General features: G+C 68.3%; 22 protein-coding genes and 1 pseudogene. 8 read left to right on the forward strand and 15 right to left on the reverse strand.

The window, feature by feature from the left end; genetic code table 11:
• Positions 1-44 precede the first annotated feature (44 nt).
• From paaI to paaK, 3 genes are read left to right on the forward strand one after another with little or no spacing between them, the layout of a single operon-like run.
• A complete protein-coding gene (paaI, locus tag ACIBL3_RS01610) occupies positions 45-479 on the forward strand; it encodes a hydroxyphenylacetyl-CoA thioesterase PaaI (protein WP_396351213.1) in 435 nt (144 codons plus the stop codon).
• Entirely contained in the window at positions 469-1,674 is a 1,206-nt protein-coding gene (pcaF, locus tag ACIBL3_RS01615) for a 3-oxoadipyl-CoA thiolase (RefSeq protein WP_396351214.1), read from the forward strand. Before paaI ends, pcaF begins: the two co-directional genes overlap by 11 nt.
• Positions 1,675-1,689: 15 nt before the next feature.
• Positions 1,690-2,991, forward strand: a complete 1,302-nt coding sequence (gene paaK / locus ACIBL3_RS01620) for a phenylacetate--CoA ligase PaaK (protein ID WP_396351215.1) — start codon at positions 1,690-1,692, stop codon at positions 2,989-2,991.
• Here paaK and ACIBL3_RS01625 read toward each other — a convergent pair.
• The 3 genes from ACIBL3_RS01625 to ACIBL3_RS01635 all read right to left on the reverse strand — a co-directional run bounded on the left by ACIBL3_RS01625 (position 2,950) and on the right by ACIBL3_RS01635 (position 5,220).
• Positions 2,950-3,579: a hypothetical protein gene (locus ACIBL3_RS01625; protein ID WP_396352293.1), complete on the reverse strand. Its 630-nt coding sequence runs from the start codon at positions 3,577-3,579 to the stop codon at positions 2,950-2,952. The two genes, paaK and ACIBL3_RS01625, sit on opposite strands and share 42 nt — an antisense overlap.
• A gap of 6 nt (positions 3,580-3,585) precedes the next feature.
• Positions 3,586-4,230 carry a DUF433 domain-containing protein gene (locus tag ACIBL3_RS01630; RefSeq protein WP_396351216.1) on the reverse strand — a complete coding sequence of 215 codons (645 nt, stop codon included), beginning with the start codon at positions 4,228-4,230 and terminating at the stop codon, positions 3,586-3,588.
• Positions 4,231-4,536: 306 nt separating this feature from the next.
• Positions 4,537-5,220 (reverse strand): DUF433 domain-containing protein, encoded by a 684-nt coding sequence (locus ACIBL3_RS01635; RefSeq protein WP_396351217.1) that lies wholly within the window; start codon positions 5,218-5,220, stop codon positions 4,537-4,539.
• Between the two features lie 200 nt (positions 5,221-5,420).
• On the opposite strand from ACIBL3_RS01635, the gene ACIBL3_RS01640 reads away from it, so the two are divergent.
• From ACIBL3_RS01640 to ACIBL3_RS01650, 3 genes are all read left to right on the forward strand, one after another.
• On the forward strand, positions 5,421-5,951 hold the full coding sequence (locus ACIBL3_RS01640) for a DinB family protein (protein ID WP_396351218.1): 531 nt from the start codon (positions 5,421-5,423) through the stop codon (positions 5,949-5,951).
• Positions 5,948-6,448, forward strand: coding sequence for a DinB family protein (locus ACIBL3_RS01645; RefSeq protein WP_396351219.1), 501 nt, complete (start codon positions 5,948-5,950; stop codon positions 6,446-6,448). The genes ACIBL3_RS01640 and ACIBL3_RS01645 overlap by 4 nt, the downstream gene beginning before the upstream one ends.
• Before the next feature lie 162 nt (positions 6,449-6,610).
• Entirely contained in the window at positions 6,611-7,237 is a 627-nt protein-coding gene (locus tag ACIBL3_RS01650; RefSeq protein WP_396351220.1) for a TetR/AcrR family transcriptional regulator, read from the forward strand.
• On the opposite strand, the gene ACIBL3_RS01655 is transcribed toward ACIBL3_RS01650, so the two are convergent.
• Positions 7,224-10,475, reverse strand: a complete 3,252-nt coding sequence (locus ACIBL3_RS01655) for a BTAD domain-containing putative transcriptional regulator (RefSeq protein ID WP_396351221.1) — start codon at positions 10,473-10,475, stop codon at positions 7,224-7,226. The two genes, ACIBL3_RS01650 and ACIBL3_RS01655, sit on opposite strands and share 14 nt — an antisense overlap.
• A 74-nt stretch (positions 10,476-10,549) precedes the next feature.
• On the opposite strand from ACIBL3_RS01655, the gene ACIBL3_RS01660 reads away from it, so the two are divergent.
• Positions 10,550-11,899 (forward strand): serine hydrolase domain-containing protein, encoded by a 1,350-nt coding sequence (locus ACIBL3_RS01660; RefSeq protein WP_396351222.1) that lies wholly within the window; start codon positions 10,550-10,552, stop codon positions 11,897-11,899.
• A gap of 105 nt (positions 11,900-12,004) precedes the next feature.
• Here the strand turns inward: ACIBL3_RS01660 and ACIBL3_RS01665 are convergent, their stop codons facing one another.
• The 8 genes and pseudogenes from ACIBL3_RS01665 to ACIBL3_RS01700 form a co-directional block, all read right to left on the reverse strand.
• A complete protein-coding gene (locus ACIBL3_RS01665) occupies positions 12,005-12,403 on the reverse strand; it encodes an NYN domain-containing protein (protein WP_396351223.1) in 399 nt (132 codons plus the stop codon).
• Between the two features lie 338 nt (positions 12,404-12,741).
• Positions 12,742-13,187 (reverse strand): annotated as a pseudogene (locus ACIBL3_RS01670) (VOC family protein).
• Between the two features lie 32 nt (positions 13,188-13,219).
• A complete protein-coding gene (locus ACIBL3_RS01675) occupies positions 13,220-13,606 on the reverse strand; it encodes a PPOX class F420-dependent oxidoreductase (RefSeq protein WP_396352294.1) in 387 nt (128 codons plus the stop codon).
• A 52-nt stretch (positions 13,607-13,658) separates the two neighbouring features.
• On the reverse strand, positions 13,659-14,159 hold the full coding sequence (locus ACIBL3_RS01680) for a pyridoxamine 5'-phosphate oxidase family protein (protein ID WP_396351224.1): 501 nt from the start codon (positions 14,157-14,159) through the stop codon (positions 13,659-13,661).
• Between the two features lie 121 nt (positions 14,160-14,280).
• Positions 14,281-15,096 carry an ABC transporter permease gene (locus ACIBL3_RS01685; protein ID WP_396351225.1) on the reverse strand — a complete coding sequence of 272 codons (816 nt, stop codon included), beginning with the start codon at positions 15,094-15,096 and terminating at the stop codon, positions 14,281-14,283.
• Positions 15,093-16,082, reverse strand: coding sequence for an ATP-binding cassette domain-containing protein (locus ACIBL3_RS01690; RefSeq protein WP_396351226.1), 990 nt, complete (start codon positions 16,080-16,082; stop codon positions 15,093-15,095). The genes ACIBL3_RS01685 and ACIBL3_RS01690 overlap by 4 nt, the downstream gene beginning before the upstream one ends.
• Positions 16,083-16,181: 99 nt before the next feature.
• Complete coding sequence (locus tag ACIBL3_RS01695) at positions 16,182-17,498, reverse strand: nitrate/nitrite transporter (RefSeq protein WP_396351227.1); 1,317 nt, start codon at positions 17,496-17,498, stop codon at positions 16,182-16,184.
• A complete protein-coding gene (locus tag ACIBL3_RS01700) occupies positions 17,495-18,232 on the reverse strand; it encodes a GntR family transcriptional regulator (protein WP_396351228.1) in 738 nt (245 codons plus the stop codon). The genes ACIBL3_RS01695 and ACIBL3_RS01700 overlap by 4 nt, the downstream gene beginning before the upstream one ends.
• Positions 18,233-18,496: 264 nt before the next feature.
• On the opposite strand from ACIBL3_RS01700, the gene ACIBL3_RS01705 reads away from it, so the two are divergent.
• A complete protein-coding gene (locus tag ACIBL3_RS01705) occupies positions 18,497-19,936 on the forward strand; it encodes a S8 family peptidase (RefSeq protein WP_396351229.1) in 1,440 nt (479 codons plus the stop codon).
• 107 nt (positions 19,937-20,043) lie between these two features.
• Here the strand turns inward: ACIBL3_RS01705 and ACIBL3_RS01710 are convergent, their stop codons facing one another.
• The 3 genes from ACIBL3_RS01710 to ACIBL3_RS01720 form a co-directional block, all read right to left on the reverse strand.
• Positions 20,044-20,874, reverse strand: coding sequence for an EamA family transporter (locus ACIBL3_RS01710; RefSeq protein WP_396351230.1), 831 nt, complete (start codon positions 20,872-20,874; stop codon positions 20,044-20,046).
• A gap of 84 nt (positions 20,875-20,958) precedes the next feature.
• Entirely contained in the window at positions 20,959-21,273 is a 315-nt protein-coding gene (locus ACIBL3_RS01715; protein ID WP_396351231.1) for a hypothetical protein, read from the reverse strand.
• A 30-nt stretch (positions 21,274-21,303) separates the two neighbouring features.
• Positions 21,304-22,131: an epoxide hydrolase family protein gene (locus ACIBL3_RS01720; protein ID WP_396351232.1), complete on the reverse strand. Its 828-nt coding sequence runs from the start codon at positions 22,129-22,131 to the stop codon at positions 21,304-21,306.
• Positions 22,132-22,153 lie beyond the last annotated feature (22 nt).

Below are 22,153 nucleotides of genomic sequence, written 5' to 3' on the forward strand. Positions count from 1 at the left end.
GTCACAAGCCAAATTATTGAGCACTGTTTCTCGATAGGGCAGGTATGGCTGACGATTTGGCGGCCCGGGTGGCCGCGGCGATGTGGGCGGAGGACACCGCCAGTGCCGGCCTGGGGATGCGGCTGGCCGAGGTCGGCGACGGGTTCGCCCGGATCGAGATGCCGGTGCGCGAGGACATGGTGAACGGGCACGGTATCGCGCATGGTGGATTCGTGTTCTGCCTGGCCGACTCCGCGTTCGCGTTCGCGTGCAACTCGCGCAACCAGGTCACGGTCGCGCAGACCTGCGACATCGTCTTCGTCGCCCCGGCCAAGCACGGTGACGTGCTCGTCGCCGAGGCCCGCGAGCGGACGTCCTACGGCCGGAACGCGATCTATGACGTGACCGTCCGGCGCGGCGCCGAGGTGATCGCCGAGTTCCGCGGCCGCAGCCGTCAGTTGTCCGGCACGATCATTCCGGAGGAGAGTCATGACGCGTGAGGCGTTCTTGGTGGATGGAGTGCGGACGCCGATCGGCCGGTACGGCGGTGCGCTGGCACCGGTCCGCCCCGACGATCTTGCCGCTGGGGTCGTGTCCGCGTTGCTGGCCCGGCACCCTGCTCTTGATGCGCGGTCGATCGACGACGTGATTCTCGGCTGCGCCAACCAAGCCGGCGAGGACAACCGGAACGTGGCCCGGATGGCGGTGCTGCTGGCCGACCTTCCCGCCGAGGTCCCGGGTACGACGATCAACCGGCTGTGCGGGTCCGGGTTGGACGCGGTCGCGTCGGCGGCCCGGTCGATCATTGCCGGGGACAACGAGGTCGTCGTCGCCGGTGGCGTGGAGTCGATGTCGCGAGCGCCGTTCGTGATGCCCAAGGCAACGACCGCGTTCGCCCGGCAGGCGGAGATCTTCGACACCACGATCGGGTGGCGGTTCGTGAACCCGGTGCTGCAGCAGCAGTACGGGATCGACTCGATGCCGGAGACGGCCGAGAACGTCGCCGCGGACTTCGAGATCTCCCGCGAGGACCAGGACTTGTTCGCCCTGCGCAGTCAGCAGCGCGCGGCGAAGGCACAGGCGAACGGGCGGCTGGCCGAGGAGATCGTGCCGGTCTCGGTCCCGGGCAAGCGCGGGGCCGTGACGGTCGTGGAGGCCGACGAACACCCTCGGGAGACCTCGCTCGAAGCATTGGCTGGACTGAAGACGCCGTTCCGCTCCCCCGGCACGGTCACCGCAGGCAACGCCTCTGGTGTGAACGACGGTGCGGCCGCGCTCTTGGTGATGAGCGGTGCGGCGGTCGAGCGGCTCGGGGTCACGCCGTTGGCCCGGATCGTCGGTACGGCGGCGGCCGGCGTGCCACCGCGAATCATGGGAATCGGTCCGGCTCCGGCCACGCGCAAACTGCTCGACCGGTGTGGTGTCGCGTTGTCCGACGTCGGTGTGATCGAGCTGAACGAGGCGTTCGCGTCGCAGTCCCTCGCCGTACTGCGGTCGCTTGGTCTGCCTGACGACGCGGAGCACGTGAACCCGAACGGCGGCGCGATCGCGCTCGGCCATCCGCTGGGGATGTCTGGTGCTCGTCTAGCTCTGACCGCCGCCCTGGAGCTGCGCCACCGCGACGCCGGGTATGCGCTGGCCACCATGTGCATCGGGGTGGGCCAGGGCATCGCGACCCTGCTCGCTCGTCCGTGACCTGGAGGTGTCGTAATGCTCGGTGAGCCCTGTCCCGAGGACCTGCGTGACGACGGTGAGCGGCTGTCCGTCGACGAGCTCCGCTCTCGTCAGCTCTCGCTGCTGCAGTCGACGGTCGCGTCGGCGTACGAGAGCGTTCCGCACTACCGGGCGGCGCTGTCCGCGGTGGGATTTGCGCCGGGCGACTTGCGGTCGCTCGAGGATCTGAGCCGGCTGCCGTTCACCGCGAAGGCGGATCTGCGGGAGAACTATCCGTTCGGGATGTTCGCCGTACCGCGGTCGGACGTGGTGCGGGTCCATGCCTCCTCGGGTACGACGGGACGGCCGACGGTGGTCGGGTACACCCGGCGGGACCTCGACAACTGGGCGGACTTGATGGCCCGGTCGATCCGTGCGGCGGGTGGCCGGGCGGGTGACGTGTGCCATGTTGCCTACGGGTACGGGCTGTTCACGGGCGGGCTGGGCGCGCACTACGGCGCCGAGCGGCTCGGGTGCACCGTCGTACCGGTATCCGGCGGGATGACTGAGCGGCAGGTGGACCTGATCCGTGACTTCGGGGCGCGGATCATCATGGTCACCCCGTCGTACTTCCTCGCCATCGTCGACGAGATGGAGGCCCGTGGCCTCGACCCGCGCGACACCTCACTGCGGATCGGGATCTTCGGCGCCGAACCCTGGACCGAGCAGATGCGCGCCGAAGTCGAACAACGTACCGGCATGCACGCCGTCGACATCTACGGCCTGTCCGAGGTGATGGGCCCCGGCGTCGCGCAGGAGTGCGTCGAGACCAAGGACGGCCTGCACATCTGGGAGGACCACTTCTACCCCGAGATCATCGACCCCGTCAGCGGCGAGGTCCTCCCCGACGGTTCGGTCGGCGAACTGGTCTTCACCACCCTCACCAAGGAAGCCTTCCCGGTCCTGCGCTACCGCACCCGCGACCTGACCCGCCTCCTCCCCGGCACCGCCCGCCCCGGCATGCGCCGCATGGAGAAGATCACCGGCCGCACCGACGACATGATGATCGTCCGCGGCGTCAACGTCTTCCCCACCCAGATCGAGGAACAAATCCTCCTCGTCGAAGGCCTCACCCCGCACTACCTCTGCATCCTCACCCGCCCCGCCCGCCTCGACGAACTAACCGTCCAGGTAGAAGCCGCCCCCGACCTGGCCGACCCCACCACCGCCGCCACCGCCCTGACCCACCGAATCAAAGACCGAGTAGGCATCACCGCCACCGTAGAAGTACTCCCACCCCACGCCCTAGAACGCTCCCTAGGCAAAGCCAAACGAATCAAAGACAACCGCGGCCTGTAACGCCACGCGGTTTCCGGCTGTCGCCGGGGCGACCACCACGTCGGCGTGGTCCGCGGACGCGATCGTTGGTCGCACCGTTGCCGAGACTCGGGACCTGACACACCCTCTGGTGGGGTTGAACACGAAATAGCTTGTCGAAGCCCACCAGTTCCTGTTCAAGCCCCACGTTCGAGGCGAGGTCTGACGCTCACCGCTGGCGGCGATCGTCTCCGCGGCGACAGCTAGAAGCGGAGATCCTGCAACCGGTCGGCGTACACGCCACACACGAACGGACCCGGCTGCTCGCACCGTTTGAGGATGGACGGCCACAAGCGCTCGAAGCGTAGGACCTGTTCCGCCTTCGTCAGGTTCCGCGTTGGTCAAGCAAAAGACCCGCAAGCCGGACCTGGCCAACGCGGCACGCTCGAGCGGTCGCCTCCGGATCGCATCGTCCTTCGTCAGCACCACGAGATCCTCAGCATCGGCCCAGGCGATCCACTCGGTGTCCTCGACGGTCCGGCGTCCGAACACCTCGTGCTTGGTCAACGCTTTGCTGCCCAGTCGACGGACCAGTTCAGGGATCGCGATACCGCCAAGACCGACGTCGATGAAGACCTAGGCTGCTCTGATGTGCGGTCTGACAAGGGCCTCGACCTCGGCGGTCTGGATGCCGAACTCGTCGGCGATCAACTGGTAGGGCTCGCCTGCCCGTGCCAGGTCTACGACATCTTCGACGCGCACGCCTGCGCCGGCCAGAATCGGCTGGCCGAACGAGACCAGTGGATCAACCACCACGTCGGCCCCTCGATACGCGACCAGCCGAAGTCTGCTCGCATAGTCGTCAGGCGCCCACTCGACAGACTTCAGACCGAGCTCGACCACGCCAGGCAGCCCACCTTGGCTGTCGCGAATCCGCTCCCACGAGGCGCCCTCACCTTCAGCTGCTATCTCGGCCAGGAGGTCACGTCCGTCGTGGGCAATTCGTCGCCAGGCGAGCGGATACGGCCGGTCGAGCTCGGTGCGCAGCCGGATGGCAGCGTCGCGAATCGCACCCAATGACAGACCGGACTGGCGCAGCTGGCGAAGCATGTGCGTCTCGACCAGGCTCGCGAAGGTGATCGACGCGTCGCTGGCTCGTGGTCGCTCGACGATGTGAAGTGCCCGGGTCTTCACCCAGTAGCCGAGGGTCGAGGGAGGCAGGTCCAGATGGCTCGCTGTCTCTGCGCGCGTGAGGATCGGCAGGTCGAATCGCGGATCCATCGGCACACCTCCTTCCGTGATCACAGCCTGTCAGTGACCAGGATGCCAGGCCAGGCGGACAGCGTGCGGTCGGTTATCCACAGACGCGGAGGCGTGTTGGACGGTGCCGCCCCAGGCATGCGGTGTGCGGATCGCGCCGGCCTGGTGGTCGGGCGCGTGCGACGCGAGAAGTGTGCAGGCCCGGCGGTAGCCGGGAGCGAGGCGGCAGCCGGAAACCTCGCGGGCGGCAGCGCGCAAGGAAGGTTGGGTGGGTGGGAGCGGGCGTAGCGGGGCGACATCGGAGCCGCGGCGTAGCGCGCGTGGGTTCTACAGGAGGGGTTCGGGTTGGGGGTGTTTGGGGCGGCGGAAGGTGGGTGGGCGGATGTGGGGGCGGACCAGGGCCTCTACCTCGAAGTCTTCCAGGTTGTATTTGGCGGCTAGGTCGCGGTACGACGTGCCGGTGCGGACTCGGTCGATGATCTCTTCGACGCGGACTTCGGAGCCGTCGACCAGGGGGTGGCCGTGGGAGCGGTGGGGGTCCGCGATGACGTCGATGTCGTGGTAGATGACGAGGCGGAGGGTGGTGGCGTAGCCGTCGTCGGACCAGGTGATGGCGGCTGAGCCGCGGCGGAGTACGCCGGGGAGGCCGCCTTGGCTGTCGCGGATGCGTTCCCAGCCTTGGTCGCGGCCTTCGGCGGCGATCTCGATCAGGAGGTCGCGGCCGTCGTGGGCCAGGCCGGACCAGGCCAGCGGGTAGTGGCGGCCGGCGCGGGAGCGCAAGGCGACTGCGGCTTCGCCGATCGCCTGCAGGGACAGGCCGGCCTGCCTGAGATGGCGGAGCATGTGGGTCTCGACCAGACCGGCGAACGTGATGGTCGGCTCGCCGCGACCGCCGCTGTGGGATTCCAAGGCGCCGGACCGGAGCCAGTCGCCGAGAGTGGTGGGCGGTAACCCCAGGTGAAGTGCGACCTCGGCGCGGGTGTACAGCGGAAGGTCGAACCGTGGATCCACGTCTCACCTCTTCGCGCGGTGCGGGCGCTGTCCCGGCCAAGACTGCCAGAAACCGAGTTCCCGGCCCGGCGATTGTGCGTATAGGGTGCTGCCACCAGCGGAGAGGAGGTGAGCGCGATGTCCTGCAGTCCGGCAGTCGTGCCGCCTGTCCGCCGTACCCGCGGCTGAGATCGGGTGGCTCCACACCTCAGGAGCTTTGAATGACCGAAGTACAGCGTCCGCCGCTGACCGCCGATGAGCGCACTCAGTTGACCGGATGGCTCGACCTGCAACGTTCCTTCGTCCGGATGAAGTGCGAAGGACTCTCCGAAGAAGATGCCCACCGCAAGCTTCTGCCGACGTCACCGTTGATGACGGTCGCGGGGCTGGTGGCGCACCTGCGCTGGAACGAGTACGCGTGGTTCCAGCTCAACATGGCCGGCGTACCGGACACCGGCCAGACGCCGTGGACAGAGGACGGACATCCCGACGCCGAGATGTTCGTGGACGACGTGCCACTGGCCCAACTGCTCGACGAGTACGACGCCGAGTGCAAGCGATCCAACGCGGCAATCGCCGGCCTCCCACTGGAGACCGTCGAACGCGCGCAACCAGCCGACAAGGCAGCCTCGTTGCGCTACGTCCTCTGCCACATGATCGAGGAGACCGCGCGGCACGTCGGCCACCTCGACATCATCCGCGAACTCCTCGACGGAGCCACCGGCTACGTGCGGATGGCGGACCCCACATGAGGCCACCGTTGGCCGCCGATGAGCGGACCCAGTTGATCGGCTGGCTGGACCATCAACGGTCGCTGGTCCGGCCGAAGTGCGAAGGTCTCGGCGAGATCGATGCCCACCGCAAGTTGTTGTCCACCTCGCCGCTGATGACAGTGGCGGGACTCGTCGCCCACCTGCGCTGGGTCGAGTACTCCTGGTTCACCGAGAACCTCCTCGGTACGCCGGACACCGGCCAGACCCCGTGGACCGAAGGCGGCCATCCGGATGCCGAGATGTTCGTCGACGACGTGCCGCTGGCCCAACTGCTCGACGAGTACGACGCCGAGTGCAAGCGGTCCAACGAGATCGTCGCCGGCTTCTCGCTCGACGACGTGGAACGGCTCGTGGTCCGCGACGCGGGACGGGCGTCGGTGCGCTACATCCTCTGCCACATGATCGAGGAGACCGCGCGGCACCTCGGGCACCTGGACATCATTCGTGAGGTGCTCGATCGGGTGAACGGGGACTGACGGGAGCGGACCGCCAGGCCATCACAATTGCGACTGCGGGACCGGGTGCCGCTCGGCCCGGCTCCGGTCCGCGATTTGTGATGGCCTGGCGGACCGCGACAGTGACGGCGAGTGGTGGATAGGATGTCCGGCATCTGGCACGGGGTAGCGACAAGAGGTGTGATGAGGGAACCCTCCGTACGCCGTTATTCCGGGCGGTCAGTCGAGGAGTGGAAGGCTGCGCGGCGCGAGCGGTTGCTGGCCGCCGCGCTGGAGTTGTTCGGGACCGAAGGCTATCCCGCGACATCGGTGGAACGCCTGTGCACACAGGCGAAAGTGTCCACCCGGCACTTCTACCACGAGTTCCAGAACAAGGAAGCCGTGCTGCTCGCGGTGCACGCGCAGGTGATCGAGCTTGCGGTGCGCAGCACCGGCGACGCCCTGCGGCAGACTGTCGATCGGCCGGTCCGGGAGCGGATCGAGGCCGCGGTCGACAGCTACCTGGCGACGATCATGGCCGACCTGCGCCGGGCCCGGATCTCGTTCGTCGAAGTGGTCGGGACCAGTCCGGCGGTCGAGGAGCAGCGGATCGCGTTCCGGGAGCTGCTGATCGGCAGCGTGAAGGACCTCGGTGACGCGGCGGTCGCGCGCGGCGAGATCAAGGACAAGGACTTCCGGTTCATCGGATTGTGCTTCTTCGGCGCGGTGAACACGGTCGTCTACGACTGGATGCTGGCCGACCCACGACCGCCCGAGCAAAACGTGCAGCAGGCGTTACGCGAGCTGGCCGTCCAACTCATGACGGGCTGAAGCGCTTGCGCAGCTCGGCGATCGCGTCGTCCCGGCTGAGCGTCGCGCCGCCGTCGTACGCCTCCTCGAACGCAGGCTCACCCAGTACGGCGCGCAGTCGCTCGAAGCTCGCGCGAACGTCGGCGGTGGGGATGCTGCGCACGCCGCGCAGGGCCGCCGCGAGACCGAGGGTCCGGGCGGCGAGCTCGGTGTCACCGGCGAGCAGGTCAACCTCCGCGGCACCTTCGACGATCCCCGAGGCCACCGGCATGTCCTCGGTGCTCAGGCCCAGCTCCATCGCCTGCCGGTTGTAGTCGACAGCCTGGTCGAGCTCGCCACGCGCAACGCTCACTCGGCTCAGCTGGGACAGCATCATCGCCTGGCCGTGCGGCGCCATCCGCTCGGACTCGAGGTCGAGCATCGAGTACGCGAGCTCGGCCAACTCCTTGGCGTCGTCCAGCTGTCCGGTCCGCAAGGCGATGCGTGACATGCCGGCGTACGCCATGCCCTGGCCGCTGCGCGAGCCGGTCTCCTCGGCCAGCCGCATCGCCCGTTGCAGGTCGGCCCGCGCGCCGTCCAGGTCGCCCAGCTCGATCCGGCTCATCGCGCTCTGGCCGAGGATCTGCGGCAGGCCTTCGACAGTGCCGAGCTCCTCGAGCAGGCTCATCGACTCGTCCAGCGCCTCGAGTGCGGCCTGGTGATCACCCTGATTGCCCAGGTAGCTGGACAGGCCGCGCAACGCCAACGAGATGCCCCAGCGGTCACCGATCGCCCGGAATCCGTCCAGCGCGAGGGTCAGGTCGGCGGCCATCTGGTCGACCTCGCCCTCGTTCTCACGGAACATCGCGGTCATCATCACGCCCATGTTCCGCGTCCACGGGTCCTCATGCTCGCGGGCCTGCTGCAAGGTGTTGAAGCAGGCTGCCTTGTCGCGGCGGATCGCCGACCACACCGCGTTCGTGAACAGGCCGACGCCTGCGTTGGCGACCTGCTCGTGCCGCCGGCTCAGCCAGCGAACCTCGGCCAGCCCACGCACCGCCTGCGGGAACGAATCGGTCTGGTCCTCACCACTCGACAGCGTGCCGAGTGCGAACAGCATCAGCGCCGTCGCCCGGTCGAGCGGTGAACTCGGACCAGGTACGGCGAGCGCCGCCCGCATCCACGTGACACCTTCGGCCGGGCGACCGCACATGTTCCAGTACTCGCCGAGAGCCGATACCAGTTGGACCGCCAACCGGGCCGACCCGCTGTCGATCGCCGTACGCAGGGCGTCGAGGAGGTTCTCGTTGTCCGCGGTCAGCCGGGCGATCCACTGGATCTGTTCGGCTGACCGGAGCTTCGGCCGGGCCTGACGCAGCAGGCGGCTGAAGTACTTGGTGTGTGCGTCCCGGAAGCGCCCGTACTCACCCGAGTCCTTCAGCTGCTCGCCGGCGTACGCGCGGACCGTCTCTAGCATGCGGTAGCGCACCGACCGGTCGTCGGCGGCGGCCTCGACGAGCGACTTGTCGACGAGGGACGCCAGCACGCCGAGCACGGACTCGGGCGGCAGGTTGTCGTCGTTGCACACCTGCTCGGCGGCCTCGAGCGTTGCACCACCGGAGAAGAGGGACAGCCGCCGCGCGACCGCCTGCTCCTCCGGATCGAGCAGCTCCCAGCTCCACTCCACGACTGCGCGCAGCGTTTGGTGCCGGGGCAACGCCGTACGCGATCCGCTGGTCAGCAGCCGGAACCGGTCCGCCAACCGGTCGACGATCTGCGCCGGGGTGAGCGCCCGCAAGCGTGCTGCCGCCAGCTCGATCGCCAGCGGCATCCCGTCCAGCCGCCGGCAGATCTCCGCGACCGCTGCGCGGTTCGCGTCGGTGAGCATGAAGTCCGGACGTACGGCGCGGGCCCGGTCGACGAACAGCTGCATCGCCGGATAGTCGCCGTCGTCGGCGTTGTCCTCCGGCGGGAGGCCCAGCGGCCCGACCGGATGCAGGTGCTCGCCCGGGATGCTCAGCGGCTCGCGGCTGGTGGTGAGCACCCGCAGCCGCGGGCAGGCCGCGAGCAGTGAGTCGACCAGGCCGGCGACCTCGTTGACCAGGTGCTCGCAGTTGTCGAGCACGAGCAGGATGCGGCGATCGGCGATCACCTCGACCAGTCGCTGGGTCGCGGCCCGGCTGGTCGGGAAGTGCTTGGGTGCGAGCGCCGTACCGAGCTCGTCGACGTACTCGGTCGCGCCGAGCGCGGACAGCAAGGCCGGCGCGACATCGGCCGCATCACCGAGCGGCGCTAGCTCGACGAACCAGATGCCGTCACCGCTCTGCTCTATCAGCGAGCGCCCGGTCTCGGTCGCCAGTCTGGTTTTCCCCGCGCCACCGGGGCCGACCATGGTCACCAGGCGCGTGCCGTCGCTCACTAGGCGAGCCAGCTCGGTCACGTCGTCCCGCCGCCCGACGAAGCTGGTCAGTGGCGCGCGCAGGTTGCTGCGCGGCTTCGGCGCGACCGGCGCCGGTACGACGGTCGTCGTGGCGGGCGGATCGATCGAGTCACCCCGCAGTACGGCGACATGCAGCTCACGGAGCCTGGTCCCGGGGTCGGCGCCGAGTTCGTCGGCCAGGGTCTCGCGGACTCGCTCGTACGCTGCCAACGCCTCGGCTTGGCGACCGTCGGCGTACAGGGCTCTGATCAGCAGCTCATGCAGTCGCTCGCGCAGCGGGTGGGCAGCGGCGAGGCGCTCGAGCTCGGTGATCAGCTCACGGGCGTGCCCGCAGCCGACCGCAGCTTCAGCGAGGTGTTCGGTGGCGGCGAGCCTGAGCTCGGCCAGACGGTCGGCCTCGATCGCGGCGAACGGCAGGTCGCGGAGGTCGGTGAGCGCTTCACCACGCCAGAGCTTGTCCGCCTGGGTGAGCAGGGTCCACGCCTTCTCCGGGTCGGAGCCGATCAGCCCGCGGCCGCGCCGTACCAGGTCCTCGAACTGGAGGGCGTCGACGCAGTCCGGAGCGATGGTCAGCGTGTAGCCGGCCGGGCCGGACTGGACGGAGACGCTCGACTCGGTGGCCGGGAGACCGGCGCGCAGGCGGGAGACGAGGGACTGCAGCGCGTTGGCGCTGGGCGCCTCGGTGCCCCACAGGCCGTCGACCAGAGTCTCGACGCTCACCGGCTTGCCCGCGCTCAACGCGAGCCGGGCGAGCAGTCCGCGCAGCCGGACTCCGCGGACGTCCAGCGGAGTCCCGTCGGCCGCCCACATCGCGAGAGGCCCAAGCACCGCTATGCGCACCCGTCCAGCCTCGCACATGACCCCGACCAAATACCCCTGCCTTTTGTCATTGCCTTCCCTTAAGGTCGGCAGTCGTGACTGATATCGCCGCGCAGACGCAGACTGCGCTCACCCGCCTCGTCGCGGAACGTCAGAGCAAGGGGCGCGTGCCCGGTGTCGTCGGGGCAGTCGCCCGCGACGGGTCGCTGGCCTGGTCCCACGGCGCCGGCTCGGCCGACCTGGACGCTCCCGGCGTACCGCCAACGGCCGACTCGCAGTTCCTGATCGCCTCGCAGAGCAAGACACTGACCGCGGTCGCGATCATGGCGCTGCGCGACGAGGGCAAGCTCTCCCTCGACGACACCGTCGAGAAGCTGATCCCGGAGAGCAAGCACGAGGGCGTCACCGTGCGGCAGATGCTCAGCCACGCCAGCGGGATGCAGCGCGAACCGGTCGGCGACGTCTGGGACGTGATGAAGTTCCCGGACCGCTCCGAGCTGGTGGCAGGCTGGAACGAGGCCGAGCGGGTCGGCAAGCCGCACCATCGGTTCCACTACTCGAACCTGGTCTTCTCACTGCTCGGCGAGATCGTCGCCCGGCTGGACGGACGGTCCTGGTACGACGCGATCAAGGCCCGGATCCTGGATCCGCTGGAGATGCGCCGTACGACGGTCGGCATGGACGGCGGGCCGACCGCGGTCGGGTACTACGTGCCGCCGTTCTCCGACGTGCCGGTGCGTGAGCAACTGCTCGACATCGGCTCGATGGACGCCTGCGGCGGGCTCGCTTCGACGGCAGAGGACCTCGCGAAGTGGGCCATGTTCGTCGCGAACCCGGTCGACGAGGTGCTGTCGAAGGACACCCTGGACGAGATGTGCCAGGTCCAGATCATGGCCGACATGGACCGCTGGCAGCTCGCCTTCGGCCTGGGTTTCATGCTGCTGCGACGAGGCGACCGGATCTTCGTCGGCCACGACGGCGGCATGCCCGGTCACATCACCTCGACGTTCGTGCACCGGCCCTCCGGTACGGCGGGGATCGCGCTGCAGAGCTCGACCTCCGCGCCGGCGCCGAGCCTGCTGGCCACCGACCTGATCATCAAGGTCCTCGAGGACGACCCTCTCCCCGCCGACCCCTGGCTCCCCGGTACGACGGTCCCGGACGAGCTCACCGGCGTCCTGGGCACCTGGTTCTCCGAAGGCACTCCGTTCGTCTTCTCGGTCAAGAACGGCGAGCTCCAGGCCAAGTCCCCGGCGGCGGCCGAACACCTCGCCCCAGCTGTCTTCACCCGCCTCTCCGAAGACCTCTACCGCACCACCTCCGGCCGCGAAACCGGCGAACTCCTCCGCATCACCCGCAACACCACCGGCACCCCGGTGAAGTTGCACTGGGCAACCTACCTCTGCACCAGAGCCCCCCTGTCCTTCGGCGAACACCTGCGCTGAGTGTTCTCAGTTGCCCAGGGACTGCTCGTCGGTTACGCTCTGGGTATTCCCCCAGTTGCTTCGGTGGCTGGGCGCGAGGCCCCACTTCGGTGGGGCTTCTGCTTTTCACCAGTCCTGTGGCTTGTGGATGACCGAGCCCAGGGAATCCATGACTTTCTGCGGGAACTGGCTGGCGCCCAGGACACCTGGCCTGATCGGCTTGGTGAACGTCGGTCGGCACCGCAACAGTCGCTGACTCGGAACCGGCTGAGGGTTGAGCAGCCCGACCACCATGCCGAGCTCATGGCGCACGATCCGGATCGGCTCGGTCAGGTCGGAATCGTTGCTGACGACGGCGAACGCCTCGGCATCGTTCCGGAAGGCATCCACCAGCAGATAGGTCGCCAGGTTGACGTCGGAGCCCTTTTCCTCGGTCTTGATCACCTCGATGGTCCGCGGCCCGGTGGCGGGCGGGTTGGCCAGCATCATCCGCGTCGGCTTCGTGAGAAAGCTGCCGAAGTGCACGTCAACTCTCGGCAGCGTGCCGAGCGCCCGCAGATAGGCTGCTGCCGAACGGGCGCTCGGAGGTTTCCCGGACGTTCCTTGACGTGCGCCGTGAAGTACCGGATCCGCCCGAGCTCGAACCGCGGCAGCAGCAGCTCGCACATCCTGTCGAGGTTCAACCACTTGTACGGCTGACCCTTGAGACAGCCGTAGTACAGGTTGAAACCATCGATGTACACGTTGATCCGCACCGAGCCAGGCTAGCCGCGGTTCAGGCGATTTCCTGGCTTCCGAATCCCCTTGTGGACAAAAGGGTTTGATCTGCCCGGGGATGGCCGGGCCATCCCCGAACGCAAGTCTCAGACGACGCAGAAGTCGTTGCCTTCGGGGTCGGCCATCCAGAGGTGGTCGAGGTCGGCGGAGGCGTCTTTGGGGATCTCGTGGACGATGGTGGCGCCGGCTTCGACGAGGGTGGCTGCGACGGCGCGGATGCGTTGTTCGCGCAGCGGCTGGGGTTCGGCGCGGCCGCCGCTGACCTGGAGGTCCAGGTGGAGGCGGTTCTTCTCGACGGGCGTGGCTCGGGGACCTTGAGGAACGAGATGGCGGGCAGTACGCCGTTCGGGTCGGACAGGCTGGCTCCGTCGTTCCACTCGTCCTCGGGCACGTTCTGGTCGGTGAGGAACGCCTCCCAGGTGTCCCAGCCCTTCGGCGGATCCGAGTCCACGTAGCCCAGCGCCGTACTCCAGAAACGCGCGAGCCGGACCGGGTCCGCGCAGTCGATCGTCATCGTCCATCTGGTCGTCATACCGCCACTCTGACGGACGGCATGGACAGGTTTCAGCCGAGACCCGACCGGGCGATGACGTTGGTGATGCTGATGCGGACCGCGGTGAAGCCTTCCTGCACGAAGGTTTCGGCCAAGGCCGCTGCCGGTCGAGCGGGGTAGTAGCGGTCGGCGATGCCCGCGGCGACGCGTTTGACCTGGTCCGGCTCGGCTGAGGTTCGCGCTTGTCCTTCGATGGTCACGAAGCTGTAGGGCTGCTGCTCGTCGCTGACGCAGACCGCGACGCGCCGGTCGTGAGCCAGGCTCTTGCCTTTGACGCTCCCGGGCGACAGGGCGAAGGCGAGTTCGTCGCCCTCGAGGATGAAGCAGACCGGGGTGACATGCGGTCGCCCGTCCGCGCGGGTGAGGGCTATGTGGGCAAGCCTTGTGCCCGCTGTCAGGAAAGGTTCGCCATTCGTCGGCGGTCATGGTCGGCATTGAGGTGCTTCCTTTCTAGAAGCGCCAGCGGCTGGCGCTGAATCCGTGCTCCTTGCCGAAGGCGAACACCTGAGCCGGCTCGACCGCGTAGACGTGCCGCGGATCGTTCAGTGCAGTGTCGGCGGGGTCGTAGAACTCGCCATCGCTGACGAACGGATGCCACCACGGATACTTGGCCGGATACAGGTCCGCGACCTTCTGCAGCCGGTCTGCGTCCCGAACGAGTTGGGCGGTTCCTTCGAGAACCAGGTCGACCTCCCGACCGGGCACGGTGACCGCGCAGCCGAGGTTTCGCTCGAGGTTGCGCGTCTTGCGGGACCGCCGGAAGGTGACGAAACAGAACGTTCCTTCGAGCGACACCCCCAGCACCGGGACCACGTGCGGCCGCCCGTCCGGATCGGTCGTCGCGAGCAGGAAGTCCTCTGCTTCGGCTACGCGCGTCTGCACGTCCGCCCAAGTGAGCGCTGTCAGGGGTGTGCCGGGCGGGCTGGACAGTTGCTCGGGAATCGGCTCCATGCCAACGACACTATGGCCGACAGGTGCATTGCGAAAAGCGATGGATTTCGATCGACTTGATCGCTACCGACGATGTCAGAAGGGGCCGGGAAGCATCCCCGGCCCCTTCCATTCGGGTCGATCAGGTACGGCGGCGGTACGCGCGGATCGCGAGCGGCGCGAAGACCGCGATCAGGCCGGCCATCCAGGCGAGCGTGATCAGCAGCGGCTTCTGGATGTCGCCGCCGAGCATCAGCGCCCGCATCAGGTCGACCAGGTACTTGACCGGATTCACGTTCACGAACGCCTGCAGGAAGCCCGGCAACGTGCTGGTCTGGACGAACACGTTGCTGCCGAAGGTGAGCGGGAACATCACCAGGAACGCGATGCCCTGGACACCCTGCGCCGTCCGCAGCGTCAGCCCGAGCCAGACCCAGATCCAGCACATCGACAGCGCGAACAGCAGCACGATCAGCAAGGCGAGCAGGCCGTAGCCGACGCCGTTCTGGAACCGGAACCCGAGCACGAACCCGGTGCTCATCAGGATCACGATCGACAGCGTGTACCGGACCGCGTCGCCGAGCACCGCACCGATCAGCGGAGCCACCCGGGCGATCGGCAGGGCCCGGAACCGGTCGAAGACGCCCTTCGCGAAGTCGTCGTTGAGCCCGACGCCGGTGCCCATCGTGGAGAACACGACGGTCTGCACCAGCAGCCCCGGCAGCAGGAACGGCAGGTAGTCGCGCCAGGTCCCACCCTGGGCGATCGCACCGCCGAACACGAACAGGAACAGCACCAGGAAGATGATCGGCTGGAACGTCACGTCCGCCAGCGCTTCCGGGTTCTGCCGGATCCGGACGATGTTGCGCCAGGCAAGCGTCAGGCTCTGCTCGACCCAGGCGAACGGCCGGCTCCGGCGGCTCGCGTGGGCCGGGGTTTCCAGTGTTGCGGTGGTCATCGACCCACTCCTTCCAGTACGGCGTCCTGCTTCTTCTCCTCGGCGGTGTGCCCGGTGAGGGCGAGGAAGACCTCGTCCAGGCTGGGCAGCCGCAGGGCCAGCTCGGTGACCGCGATCCCCTCTTCGTCGAGGCGCCGTACCACCACCGGCATCGGCGTACCGTCGCTGACCGGTGCGCTGACCAGGGTGTTCACCACGTCGACGGTCGGGCGGACACCCACGGACTCGGCGACGATCGCGGCGACGCGCTCGAGGTGTGCGGGCTCGGCAGGGCGTACGTCGAGCGACTGCCGGCCGGCCTGGGCCTTGAGCTCGGCCGGGCGCCCGGAGGCGACGACCTGACCCTTGTCGAACACCACGATCGAGTCGGCCAGCGCGTCGGCCTCCTCCAGGTACTGCGTGGTGAGCAGCACCGTGGTCCCGTCGAGCACCAGGTTCCGGACCGTCTCCCAGACGCCGTTGCGGGCGTGCGGGTCGAGTCCGGTGGTCGGCTCGTCGAGGTAGAGGATGCTCGGGTTCCCGACCAGGCTGGCCGCGAGGTCGAGCCGCCGGCGCATACCGCCGGAGTACGTCTTCGCGATCCGCTCCGCCGCGCCGGTCAGCTCGAACCGCTCCAGCAACTCGTCCGCCTTGGCCCGGGACTGGGCCCGCGAGTAGCCGAGCAGCCGGCCGATCATGACCAGGTTGCGGCGGCCGGACATGTCCTCGTCGACCGAGGCGTACTGCCCGGTCAGGCCGATGATCCCGCGGACCTTGCCGGCGTCGCGGACGACGTCGTACCCGCCGACCGTGGCGTGGCCGCCGTCCGGGCGGATCAGGGTGCCGAGGATGCGGACCGCCGTGGTCTTGCCGGCGCCGTTCGGGCCGAGGACGCCGAGCACGGTGCCGGTCGGCACGCTCAGGTCGACGCCCGCGAGCGCGGTGGTGTCGCCATATTTCTTGACCAAGCCGACCGCCTCGATGGCGACCTGGTTCGTTGTGGTCATCGGTTCCTCCCAGTGGACTCACTTCACTGGGACTACCGTGCGACGCCGTACTGGCACCGCCCTGGCACTCGGCTGACAGCCCATGCCAGGGCGCTGGCATCAGCTCTTCAGGGGGACGATCTGGTTCGCCAGGAGGGCCTGGTAGGCCTCGGGGTTGTAGCGGGCCAGGTGGCCGCGGGCCTTGCGGCGGTACTTGAGGATCTGGCGGGTGCCGATCGCCCACAGCACGTACTGGAAGGCCAGCGCCCACTTGAAGTCGGTGATGGTCTGCGGCGCACCCTCCGACGACGCGTCGAGCAGGATGCCGACCATGCCGATGCAGACCAGCGTGGCGATGAAGCCGCCGGTGTTGACCATCCCGTTGGCCGCACCGAACCGGGTCGCCGGGTTGAACGTCCGGGCGTAGTCCAGCCCGAGCATCGACCCAGGACCACCGGCCGCCTGTACGACGATCAGCAGCAGGAGCACCGGCAACGGCGCCTGGCCGGGCCACAGCAGTACGACGGTCCACATCAGCACAGAGCCCGCGATCACAGCCAGCACGATCCAGGACCGGTAGAACGGAAAGCGAGCGGCGTACCGACCGACCAGAGGCCCGTAGCAGAGCCCGGCGAGCACCGGCAGGATGAGCATCGCGGCAGCCGTGGTCGGAGCGAGCCCCTGGCCCTGGACCAGGAACGGGAAGCCCCACAGCAGACCGAACGTGCTACCGGAGAAGCTGGTCGTGAAGTGCGTCCACAGGCCCAGCCGCGTGCCCGGCTCCTTCCAGGCCCGACGCAGGTTGTTCCGGACCTCACTCAGCGACTGCTTGGCCCGCTTGAGCGGCACGTCGTACGGCGTGTCCCTGATCAGGAACAGTACGGCGACACCGCTCAGCAGACTCAGCACACTGGCACCGGCGAACGTGGTCGTCCAGCCGAAGCTGTGGAACGCGGCGGCCATCGGCACCGTCGAGACGATCGCACCGACACCACCGAGCATTCCGGTGGCCTGCGACATCACTGGCTGCCGCAACGCCGGGAACCAAGACATGACGACCCGCAAGACGCTGATGAACACCAGTGCGTCACCGACTCCCAGGACCGCACGTGCGGCGAGGGCCGCCGGGTACGACTCGACCAGGCTGAAGGCGGACTGCGCTGCGAACAGCAGCACCGACGATGTGATCAGCAACCGCTTCGAGCCGTACCTGTCCAGCAGTACGCCGACCGGCACCTGCATGGCGGCGTACACAGTGAGCTGTACGACGGTGAAGCTGGCCAGCGCGGATGCGGAGATGTCGAAGCGCTCCGCGGCTTGCAGACCGGCGACGCTCATCGAGCCGCGGTGCAGCACCGTCACCAGGTAGGTGAGGACAGCAGTGATCCACACCGCCCAGGCACGCCGTCCGCCCAGGGGGTAGAGAAGCTCTGTCACCGAGTACTCCGCAGGTCGGTGGCGGCTTCGTTGATGTGGGTGACGACGAGCTCGCGGAACCGCTGCACGCTGTCGCCGTCGAGGGCGTCGATCATCTCCTGGTGCCCGGTGATGGACTTGTCCATCCGCTCCGGCCGCATCTCGATCCCCGGCACGCCCATCCGGACCTGGCGGTCGCGCAGGCTGTTGTAGAGCTTGGCCAGGATTTCGTTGCCCGCGGCACCGACGATCGCCTCGTGGAAGGCGCGATCGGCCTCCAGGAAGCTCTTCGCGTCGCCGGTCCGGCGGTGCGCGCGCATCTCCTCGACGCGCTGGGTCAGTGTCTCGACCAGCTGCTGGCGCCGCGGCCAGACCTTGGCCGCCGCATGCGTCTCGATCAGCTCGCGGGCCTCGAGCACGTCGTCGATCTCCTGCGGGAGCACCGGCAGGACGAGCGCGCCCTTCTTCGGGTACAGCTTCACCAGGCCGGACTCCTCCAGCCGGAGCAACGCCTCCCGGACCGGGGTGCGCGACACCCCGACGGCCGTGGCGAGCTCACCCTCGGTGAGCAGCTCTCCACCCGGGTAGGTCCGGTCCAGGATCGCGGCCTTCACGTACGCGTAGACGCGCTCGGCTGCCGGGATCTTCTCCACCCCCGGCGCCGCCTCGACCACGACGCGCGCGATCTCCGCGGTCTGGTCCCCCAGTTCGATGTCTGCTCTCGCCGGCGCATCTTCCGGCACCCCGCCTGTCACTGAATCCTCACCCATACGACTCGTATCTCTGTTGTATCTATCCTACAACAGCGCACCGTCCACCGCTGTTCCCCAGCTTGTCCACCAGTTATCCACAGGTCAATCCACAGATGTGGGCAACTCCCTGTGAACAAGTGAACCGTGTGTAGTGACGATCTCCGCCCAGTGCAGGGTTTCCCCTGCGTTGTGGATGAAGAACTCCGCGCGTCCGGAAACGGCTCTAGAGTCTCCGATTACCGTGCTCGACGTCCTCGAGGAGACAGCGTGACCCGAACTTCCCGCCCCCGGCGGCTGACCGCAGGCCTGGCCGCTGCCGCCCTGGCCCTGACCGCACTCGGCACCGCGACGGCGAACGCCGTACCGACCGCTGAACCGACTTCGGCGGCGGCCGCGCCTGGGCCGCTGATGAACTACGTGGTCAACACCAAGGCGTCCGCCGGGCATGTGAAGAAGGTCGAGAAGGCCGTGGCCGAGGCGGGCGGCGTCGTCGTCCAGTCGTACCGGCAGCTCGGCGTGGTGATCGCCCAGTCGACGAACGCCGACTTCAAGACCGCCGTCCGCAGTGGGAAGTACGGGCGGGACGTGCAGTCCGTCGGCGCCACCCGGACAGCTGCTGTGAGCGAGGGGCCGGCCGGCGCCGCTCAGGCTGGACTGAAGTCGCTCGGCGAGGTGGAGGCCGCGCCGGCGCCGGACCCGTTGGAGAAGGACCAGTGGGACATGGTCCAGATCAAGGCTGACCAGGCCCACGCGGTCACCGACGGCTCCCGCGGCGTCCTCGTCGGCATCAACGACAGTGGCGTCGACGACACGCACCCGGACCTCGCGCCGAACTTCGACAAGGCCGACTCGGTGAGTTGCGTGGACAACGGCGTACCGGACGCCACCGAGGGCGCGTGGCGGCCGACCACCAGCTCGCACGGCACCCACGTCGCCGGGACGGTCGCCGCAGCCCGGAACGGCGTCGGCATCGTAGGCGTCGCGCCGAACGTGCGGATCGCCTCGGTGAAGGTGGTGAACAACGACGGCTTCATCTACCCGGAGTACGCGATCTGCGGCTTCGTCTGGGCCGCCGAGCACCACATGGACGTGACCAACCACAGCTACTTCATCGACCCGTTCGAGTTCTGGTGCAAGGACACCGGTGACCAGGGCGCCGTCCAGGAAGCGGTACGGCGGGCCGTCGACTACGCCACGCATCGCGGTGTGCTGTCCGTGGCCGCGGCCGGCAACTCCAACTACGACCTGGCCAACAAGACCACCGACTCGAACAGCCCGAACGACTCGACGCCGGTGACCCGGACCATCAACAACGACTGCCTCGACATGCCGACCGAGCTGCCGGGCGTCGTCACCGTCGCGAGCACCACCCAGGCCGGCGCCCGGAGTGGGTTCTCCAACTTCGGCCTGAACAAGATCGACGTCGCCGCACCGGGCAGCTCGATCCTGTCGACGGTCTGGCCGGGCGGCGGGTACGGCCGGATGAGCGGTACGTCGATGGCGTCGCCGCACGTGACCGGTGTGGCCGCGCTGATGAAGTCGACCCACCCGTGGTGGGGCCCGAAGCAGCTCGAGTCCGCGCTCCGCACGCAGGCCGACGACACCGCCTGCCCGACCACCCCGGACCCCCGCTGCACCGGCACCACCGCCAACAACGCCTTCTTCGGCGAAGGCCTCGCCGACTCCCTGGACGCCGTAAACCCCTAACCAGACCGAGTGGGGGTCCACCGCCCGGACCCCCACTCCTGGTAGTCCATCCGACGCGCGGATCGCGCTCCTGTACGCGCTGCCGTGTGAACCCGCGGCTCCTGTTGTCAGCCGAGGGTGATCAGGGCGATGCCTGCGACTACTACGGCGGCGGCTAGGGCTCGGCGGGGGCCGAAGCGTTCGCCGAAGAAGAGGGCGCCGATGATGGCGCCGAAGATGATGCTGGTTTCGCGGAGGGCGGCGATGGCGGCGAGGGTGCCTCGGGTTTGGGCCCAGAGGACCAGGCCGTAGGCGACCATCGATACCACGCCGCCGCCCAGGCCGGACAGTACGGCGGATCGGGGCTGCCTGAGCAAGCTCGGTCCGCGCCAGGCGAGCACCACCAGCGGCATGATGAAGCCCTGGAGCATGAACACCCAGCCCATGTACGTCAGCACCGGCATCTTGTGGACCGCCAGCCCGTCGACGACCGTGTACGCCGCGATCGTCAGCCCAGTCCCGACAGCCGCCAGCAACGCCGGGACCTGCCGACGCCCCGGCCGGCCGATGAACACCAGAGCGATCAGCCCCGCCGAGATCAGCAGCACCCCCGCGAGCTCGCCCACGGCCAGCGCCTGATGCAGCACCACGATCGAGACCACAGCCACCACCCACGGCGACGTACCCCGAGCCAGTGGATACATCTGGCTGAACTGACCCAGCTGGTACGACGCGAGCAGGCCGGCCAGATACGCGAGGTGCAACACCGCCGACGCGATGATGTAGCCCCAGGTGTCCGCCGGCGGCACGCCCATCACCAGTACGGCGACCAGCCCGATGATCCCCGCCGCCAGTTCGAACAACGCGAGCCCGGCCACGCGATCCGGCGCACCGTGAGCCATCGCGTTCCACGTGGCGTGCAGCACCGCCGCCCCGAGCACCACCATCAACACGAGCACCGCTACACCCTCTCACCGCCCCGCCCAGCGGTCAGACGGTTTTCCCCACCAGCAGACGAGCCGGGCGGGCGACGCCGACCGCGGTCACCGAGTAGCGGCCAGCACTGCCGCGAGGCCTTCTTGGAGATCGTTGACGAAGAACTCGGGTACCTCCAGCGACGGGAAATGTCCTCCGCGTTCGGGCGACCTCCATCGGACGATCTGCCGGTACCGCTCCTGCGCCCAGGGGCGCGGATACTTCTCGATGTCGCGGGGATAGATGCTGATCGCCGACGGGACGTCGACCCGAAGGTCGGGGTCCAGCGAGTTGTGGCTTTCGTAGTAGATGCGGGCCGCCGATGCGCCGGACCGCGTCAGCCAGTACAGGGTGACGTCGTCGAGAATTCTGTCTCTGGACATCGTCTCGAACGGGCTGTCCTCGGTGTCCGATCACTCGGCGAACTTGTCGAGGATCCAGGCCAGCAGCCCGACCGGGGAGTCGACGAGCGAGTACCCGATCGTCTGCGGTCGGGTCGCCTGCTGCTTCGCGTACGCCGCGCGGTGGTGCCAGAAATCGTGGGTTTCCTCGGCCCACCGGCGCTCGTCCGCGGTCAGCCCGTCCGTTGTCAGCCCGGGTGGCGCCTCCGCGAACGTGGTGTGGATGCCGAGAACGTGCTCCGGGAACCTGCCGCCGAGGACCGTGGTGATATTGCCTCCCCAGTCGCCGCCATGGGCCGCGAACTTGCGGTAACCGAGCCTTCCCATCAGTTCCACCCACGCGGCCGCGATCTTTTCGGTCCCCCACCCGGTGGTGGCCGGCTTGTCGCTGTAACCAAAGCCTGGCAGCGAGGGAACGACGACATGGAACGCCGGCGCATCCGCAGCTTCCGGATCTGCCAGCTCGTCCACTACATCGACGAACTCGGCGATGCTGCCCGGCCAGCCGTGCGTCAGGAGCAGAGGAGTGGCATCTGCGCGCGCGGATCGGCGGTGCAGGAAGTGGATTCCCAGCTCATCAATGGTCGTGCGGAACTGACCGATCCGGTTGAGGCGCGCTTCGAACGACCGCCAGTCGTACTCGGTGCGCCAGTAGTTCACGAGATCGACGAGGTCGGCGAGCGGAACGCCCTGTTCCCATCGGCGCGGGTCGGGCGCGGCGCGATAGACCGTCTCGACTTCCGGTAGTCGCGCTGCGGCCAATCGCGCGCGCAGATCGTCGAGATCAGCGTCGGATGCGCGGGCTTCAAAGGCTTGAACGTCGTTGGCTGGACGGGACATGAGACCTCCTGGCCATCGTGGA

Source organism: Kribbella sp. NPDC050124 (assembly GCF_044460355.1).
Classification (GTDB): Bacteria; Actinomycetota; Actinomycetes; order Propionibacteriales; family Kribbellaceae; genus Kribbella.